The 6,486-nt window shown below is 59.1% G+C and carries 9 protein-coding genes; all 9 read left to right on the top strand.

Features of this window, described 5'->3' with window-relative positions:
- Positions 1 to 4 precede the first annotated feature (4 nt).
- The 9 genes from F8N49_RS24045 (at position 5) to F8N49_RS24005 (ending at position 6,416) form a co-directional block, all read left to right on the top strand.
- Positions 5 to 244: a type II toxin-antitoxin system Phd/YefM family antitoxin gene (locus F8N49_RS24045; RefSeq protein ID WP_151552863.1), complete on the top strand. Its 240-nt coding sequence runs from the start codon at positions 5 to 7 to the stop codon at positions 242 to 244.
- The gene (locus tag F8N49_RS24040; protein WP_151552861.1) at positions 234 to 515 is read left to right on the top strand and encodes a type II toxin-antitoxin system RelE/ParE family toxin; all 282 of its coding nucleotides are present in this window, start codon (positions 234 to 236) and stop codon (positions 513 to 515) included. The genes F8N49_RS24045 and F8N49_RS24040 overlap by 11 nt, the downstream gene beginning before the upstream one ends.
- Before the next feature lie 281 nt (positions 516 to 796).
- Positions 797 to 1,645: a transporter substrate-binding domain-containing protein gene (locus tag F8N49_RS24035; protein ID WP_016774493.1), complete on the top strand. Its 849-nt coding sequence runs from the start codon at positions 797 to 799 to the stop codon at positions 1,643 to 1,645.
- A gap of 51 nt (positions 1,646 to 1,696) precedes the next feature.
- Complete coding sequence (locus F8N49_RS24030) at positions 1,697 to 2,359, top strand: amino acid ABC transporter permease (protein ID WP_151552859.1); 663 nt, start codon at positions 1,697 to 1,699, stop codon at positions 2,357 to 2,359.
- Between the two features lie 9 nt (positions 2,360 to 2,368).
- Entirely contained in the window at positions 2,369 to 3,031 is a 663-nt protein-coding gene (locus F8N49_RS24025; RefSeq protein ID WP_016774495.1) for an amino acid ABC transporter permease, read from the top strand.
- A complete protein-coding gene (locus F8N49_RS24020; protein ID WP_073474746.1) occupies positions 3,028 to 3,819 on the top strand; it encodes an amino acid ABC transporter ATP-binding protein in 792 nt (263 codons plus the stop codon). The genes F8N49_RS24025 and F8N49_RS24020 overlap by 4 nt, the downstream gene beginning before the upstream one ends.
- Before the next feature lie 31 nt (positions 3,820 to 3,850).
- A complete protein-coding gene (locus tag F8N49_RS24015) occupies positions 3,851 to 4,240 on the top strand; it encodes a RidA family protein (protein WP_016774497.1) in 390 nt (129 codons plus the stop codon).
- Between the two features lie 158 nt (positions 4,241 to 4,398).
- Positions 4,399 to 5,163 (top strand): IclR family transcriptional regulator, encoded by a 765-nt coding sequence (locus tag F8N49_RS24010; RefSeq protein ID WP_016774498.1) that lies wholly within the window; start codon positions 4,399 to 4,401, stop codon positions 5,161 to 5,163.
- Between the two features lie 38 nt (positions 5,164 to 5,201).
- Positions 5,202 to 6,416 carry an amino acid deaminase gene (locus F8N49_RS24005; RefSeq protein ID WP_151552858.1) on the top strand — a complete coding sequence of 405 codons (1,215 nt, stop codon included), beginning with the start codon at positions 5,202 to 5,204 and terminating at the stop codon, positions 6,414 to 6,416.
- The last annotated feature ends 70 nt before the right edge of the window (positions 6,417 to 6,486 follow it).

Here is a 6,486-nt window from a genome sequence, read left to right as displayed (position 1 = left end):
GCACATTGTTCTGTCTCACGTCGTAGCGAGTATTTCCGAATTGAAAAAAAATCCTATGGGTACAGTGGCAGCTGGTGGAGGCCGGCCTGTGGCGATCCTTAATCGAAACGAACCGGCCTTCTACTGTGTTCCTGCCAAGGAATATGAAGCAATGATGGAGCGCCTGGAGGATCTGGAACTGATCGCCCTTTGCAAGGAGCGAGAAAACGATCCGACCATCAAGGTATCCATTGATGACCTATGAACTGGAATTTTCTGAAAAGGCTTGGAAGGAGTGGCGAAAGCTTGGGTCGGAGCTCAGAGAGCAGTTCAAAAATAGACTTGTTGAAAGGCTGGCAAATCCCCACGTTCCGGCGGCTCGTCTGAAAGGATTGAGTAACGCCTATAAAATCAAGCTTCGAAGCGCTGGATATCGGTTGGTCTATCGGGTCAGGGACGAGGTACTGCTCGTTACGGTGATAGCGGTTGGGAAACGGCAGGGTGGTGATGTGTACAGGCAGGCACTCAAACGCTGACACAGGTATTGCTCAACTGTAACCCTGATTCGCACCATCACGACGCCATCTGACCCAAGTTGGGAACGAATCACCCCTTTCATTAGTGATCGCAGGGACCTTTCTGCGTATTGGGTCGGACCGATCAATTGGTCCGCAAGTCCATATCTCCTTGATTAACAAAGCATTCAATACGACTACAGATTTCTCCTGATTCCTGTGGCACACTTTCTGCTGTCTATTCCGTAGTAACAAACCGTGTTCCGGTATAGCGGAATAAACACAATTCTGGAGTGCTTGCCATGCATCGCCGTCCTTCTTTGTTCAAAGCGTGTGTTTTTGTTCTTGCGGCTTCTTCCTCGGTCATGGGCCTGGCCCAGGCTGCCGACAGCAAGCTCGACAGTGTTCTCGCCCGTGGCAAGTTGATCGTGGGCACCGGCAGCACCAATGCGCCGTGGCACTTTCAGGGCGCGGACGGCAAGTTGCAGGGTTTTGATATCGACATCGCCAGGATCGTGGCCAAAGGGCTGTTCAACGACCCGAGCAAAGTCGAGTTCGTGGTGCAGTCGTCCGATGCGCGGATTCCCAATCTGCTCACCGACAAGGTCGACATGAGCTGCCAGTTCATCACCGTTACCGCCAGCCGCGCACAGCAAGTCGCGTTCACCCTGCCGTACTACCGCGAAGGTGTTGGGCTGCTGTTGCCGAACAACAGCAAGTACAAGGAAATCGAAGACCTGCAGGCGGCGGGCGATGACGTCACCGTTGCGGTGCTGCAGAACGTCTACGCCGAAGAACTGGTGCATCAGGCATTGCCCAAAGCCAAGGTCGATCAGTACGACAGCGTTGACCTGATGTACCAGGCCGTGAACTCCGGCCGCGCCGATGCCGCCGCCACCGATCAGTCCTCAGTCAAATACCTGATGGTGCAGAACCCTGGCCGCTACCGCAGCCCGAGCTATGCCTGGAGCCCGCAGACTTACGCCTGCGCCGTCAAACGTGGCGATCAGGACTGGCTGAACTTCGTCAACACCGCGCTGCATGAAGCCATGACCGGTGTTGAGTTCCCGACCTACGCCGCTTCGTTCAAACAATGGTTCGGTGTTGATCTGCCATCTCCAGCCATCGGTTTCCCAGTCGAATTCAAATGATCCCGTGAGAGTGGGGCGAGTCAAATCGCCCCGCTCAAGGTACTGCTGACCATGAACTATCAGTTGAACTTTGCCGCCGTGTGGCGCGATTTCGACACCTTGCTGGCGGGGCTCGGTCTGGGCTTGCAGCTGGCGCTGGTGTCGATCGCCATCGGCTGCATGATCGGCCTGCTGATGGCGTTCGCTTTGCTGTCGAAGCATCGCGCCTTGCGGGTGCTGGCCTCGGTGTACGTCACGGTAGTGCGTAACACGCCGATCCTGGTGTTGATTCTGTTGATCTACTTTGCACTGCCCAGCCTTGGCATTCGTCTGGACAAGATTCCTTCGTTCATCATCACGCTGTCGCTGTATGCCGGCGCGTACCTGACCGAAGTCTTCCGTGGCGGCTTGCTGAGCATTCCCAAAGGCCAGCGCGAAGCCGGGCTGGCAATCGGTCTCGGTGAATGGCAGGTCAAGGCTTACGTCACCGTGCCGGTGATGCTGCGCAACGTGTTGCCGGCGCTGTCGAACAACTTCATTTCGCTGTTCAAGGACACCTCGCTGGCGGCTGCGATTGCGGTGCCGGAGCTGACCTATTACGCGCGCAAGATCAACGTCGAAAGCTACCGGGTGATCGAAACCTGGCTGGTGACCACGGCGTTGTATGTCGCGGCCTGTTACCTCATTGCCATGCTGCTGCGTTACCTCGAGCAGCGTCTGGCGATCCGCCGATAGGAGGCTGCGATGTACGAATCTCCCAGTTGGTTGCATGAATTGTGGGTCGCGCGCGAGCCGTTGTGGCAGGGCTTTCTGACCAGCGTGCAGGTCTCGGCGCTGGCCATTGTGTTGGGCACCATGCTCGGCGTGGTTGCCGGCCTGGTCCTGACTTACGGCAGATTCTGGATGCGCGCGCCGTTTCGGCTGTACGTCGATCTGATTCGCGGCACACCGGTGTTTGTATTGGTGCTGGCCTGCTTTTATATGGCGCCGGCGCTCGGTTGGCAGATCAGTGCGTTTCAGGCTGGAGCCCTGGGCCTGACACTGTTTTGCGGCTCGCACGTCGCCGAAATCGTTCGTGGTGCGCTGCAAGCCTTGCCGCGCGGGCAGATGGAGGCGGGGAAAGCCATCGGCCTGACGTTCTATCAATCCCTCGGCTACGTACTGTTACCTCAGGCGCTGCGGCAGATCCTGCCGACCTGGGTCAACTCGTCCACCGAAATCGTCAAGGCGTCGACCTTGCTCTCGGTGATCGGCGTCGCCGAATTGCTGCTCAGCACGCAACAGATCATCGCCCGGAACTTCATGACCCTGGAGTTCTACCTGTTCGCCGGTTTTCTGTTCTTCGTCATCAACTACGGCATCGAATTACTCGGCCGGCACATTGAAAAGCGGGTGGCCCTGCCATGACTCAAGCTCAAGTTGCTTCACAGGATCAGGCATTGCTGGACATTCGCGGCCTGCACAAACAGTACGGCGCGGTGGAAGTGCTCAAGGGTGTCGACCTGAGCATGCAGCGCGGCAACGTCGTCACGCTGATCGGCTCCAGCGGTTCGGGCAAAACCACGCTGCTGCGTTGCGTGAACATGCTCGAAGAATTCCAGGGCGGGCAGATCCTGCTCGACGGCGAGTCCATCGGCTACGACGAGGTCAACGGCAAACGCGTGCGCCATGCGGAAAAGGTCATTGCCCGCCATCGTGCGATGACCGGCATGGCCTTCCAGCAATTCAACCTGTTCCCGCACCTGACCGCTTTGCAGAACGTCACCTTGGGCCTGCTCAAGGTGAAGAAGATGCACAAGGACGAAGCTGTGGTGCTCGCGGAAAAATGGCTGGAGCGCGTTGGCCTGCTGGAGCGGCGCAATCACTTTCCCGGTCAGTTGTCCGGTGGCCAGCAACAGCGCGTGGCGATTGCCCGAGCGATTGCGATGAACCCCAGCCTGATGCTCTTCGATGAGGTCACTTCGGCCCTCGATCCGGAGCTGGTCGGTGAGGTGCTCAACGTGATCAAGGGGCTGGCCGAAGACGGCATGACCATGTTGCTGGTGACCCACGAAATGCGTTTCGCGTTTGAGGTTTCGGACAAGATCGTTTTCATGAATCAAGGGCGGATCGAAGAGCAGGGACCTCCCAAGGAACTGTTCGAACGCCCGCAATCGCCGCGTCTGGCGGAATTTCTCAAGAGCACGCGGTTTTGAATCTGCACTTTTGCAATCAGGAGAAACACCCATGAGCATTACGCGTTACGGCACCGGCAGCACCGCCGCCGGCGGCCAGCCTCGTCCATTCGCCCGCGCAGTTGAAGCGGATGGCTGGCTGCATGTGTCCGGCCAGGTACCGGCGGTGGATGGCGAGATCATCGTTGGTGGCATTGTCGAACAGACCCACCAGACCATGAAGAACCTGATCGCCATTCTCGAAGAGGCTGGTTATGGTCTTGAAGACGTGGTCCGCGCTGGCGTCTGGCTGGACGATCCACGGGATTTCAGCAGTTTCAACAAGGTCTTCGCCGAGTATTTCAAACCCGAACACGCCCCGGCGCGGGCCTGTGTGCAGGCGAGCATGATGGTTGATTGCAAGGTTGAGATTGACTGCATTGCCTACAAGAAGAAGGCCTGATACACGCCGATCGTTCCCACGCTCTGCGTGGGAATGCGGCCCGGGACGCTCTGCGTCCCAAAAGTGGACGCGGAGCGTCCGGTAAGGCATTCCCACGCGGAGCATGGGAACGATCATTGGCTGTAAAATCCCGGCGACTTTGAATGGAAACCACTGACATGACCGAAGACACCATCAAGCGCCGGGCACGCGGTCTGGACCGGGCGTTCGATATCCTCGATTTTCTCAAGGAAATCGGCCAGCCCCTGCGCCCCAACGACATCGCCAATGGCATCGGCAGTCCGAAATCGACGGTCTACGAACTGGTCGCATCCTTGCTGGAGCGACGGATTCTCGAGCCGGTGGGCAAGGATGGCCACGTCTACCTTGGCCGCCAGTTGTACTTCCTTGGTCAGGCGCATCTGCGGCATTTCGACCTCAGTCGCGAGGCCGATCACGCCTTGCAAGAGATCGTCAGCCAGACCCGCGAAACCGCGCAGATGTGTCTGCTCAACGGGCGCAAATACACCGTTGCATTGATGAAGGAGGGTGAGCGGCATTTCCGCATCTCATCGGATATCGGCGAAAACGCGCCGATCCCGTGGACGGCTTCCGGGCGTCTGTTGCTCGCGCACTTGAGCGATCAACAGATCATCGACCTGATCGACGAAGACGACTACATCCTGCCCGACGGCGAACGCCTGCCACTGGACCGTTTTCTGGCGGAGATTCGTCAGGCCGGCAGCGATGGCTTCTTCTCCTTCGACAGCGTCGCCGACACCTTCACCCATTGCTTCGCCGCGCCGGTCAAAGACCCGCAGGGCGTGGCCATTTGCACGTTGTGCATCGTCGCCCCGCGCGCCGATGCGAAAAACAATTACAACGACTATCGCCGGGTGCTGATCGAGAGCGCCAACAGCCTCGCCCGGCGGATCAACGAATAACCGCGGCTGCCTGCGGCCGCGCCTGTGAGGATTCGACCATGACCACTGCCATCAACTCTGCCGTAGAAAAAGGCGACGCCGCCATCGGTGCGCAATTGACCCGCGACGTCAGCCTGCCGGCGCTGGTGCTGCACCGCGAGGCGCTGGAGCACAATATTCGCTGGATGCAGAAATTTGTCAGCGACAGCGGCGCCGAACTGGCGCCCCACGGCAAAACCAGCATGACCCCGGCACTGTTCAAACGACAGCTTGACGCCGGCGCCTGGGGAATCACCCTCGCCAGCGCCACCCAGACCCGCGCGGCTTATGCCCACGGCGTGCGTCGCGTGTTGATGGCCAACCAGTTGGTCGGTACGCCGAACATGGCGTTGATTGCCGATCTGCTCGCCGATCCGACGTTCGATTTCCATTGCATGGTCGACCACCCGGACAACGTCGCCGACCTCGGGAGTTACTTCGCTTCGCGGGGAGTGAAGCTCAACGTGATGATCGAATACGGCGTGGTTGGCGGCCGTTGCGGTTGCCGCAGCGAGCAGGAAGTCATCGAATTGGCCAAGGCCATCGATGCGCAACCGGCACTGGCTCTCACCGGTATTGAAGGTTACGAAGGCGTGATTCATGGCGATCATGCGGTCAGTGGCATTCGTGAGTTCGCCGCATCGCTGGTTCGCCTCGCGGTGCAGCTACAGGACAGCGGCGCCTTTGCCATCGCCAGACCGATCATCACTGCGTCGGGTTCGGCCTGGTACGACCTGATCGCCGAATCTTTCGAAACCCAGAACGCCGCTGGCCGTTTCCTCAGCGTGTTGCGCCCGGGCAGTTACGTGGCGCACGACCATGGCATCTACAAAGAGGCGCAGTGCTGCGTGCTCGACCGTCGCAGCGACCTGCACGAAGGCCTGCGCCCGGCGCTGGAAGTCTGGGCCCACGTGCAGTCGCTGCCGGAACCGGGTTTTGCGGTTATTGCTCTGGGCAAGCGCGACGTCGCCTTCGATGCCGGTTTGCCGGTGCCGTTGTTGCGCTACAAGGCCGGCGTGGTGCCGGCGGCGGGGGATGATGTCGGCGCGTGCAAGGTCACGGCGGTGATGGATCAGCATGCGTTCATGACCGTGGCGCCGGGTGTAGAACTGAGGGTCGGCGACATCATTTCCTTTGGTACTTCGCATCCATGCCTGACTTTTGACAAGTGGCGGGTAGGGTTGCTGGTGGATGAGCAGTTGGCGGTCATCGAGACCATGGAGACTTGTTTCTAAAGCTTGAGACCGAGGCGCGGCCAATCGCTGGCAAGCCAGCTCCCACAGGGCCGGAGGTGATTACCCAATT

The organism is Pseudomonas sp. GXM4 (assembly GCF_008923895.1).
Lineage (GTDB): Bacteria > Pseudomonadota > Gammaproteobacteria > Pseudomonadales > Pseudomonadaceae > Aquipseudomonas > Aquipseudomonas atacamensis.
Note: the sequence above shows the minus strand (reverse complement) of the source record. Positions and strands in the feature narration are given on the sequence as shown.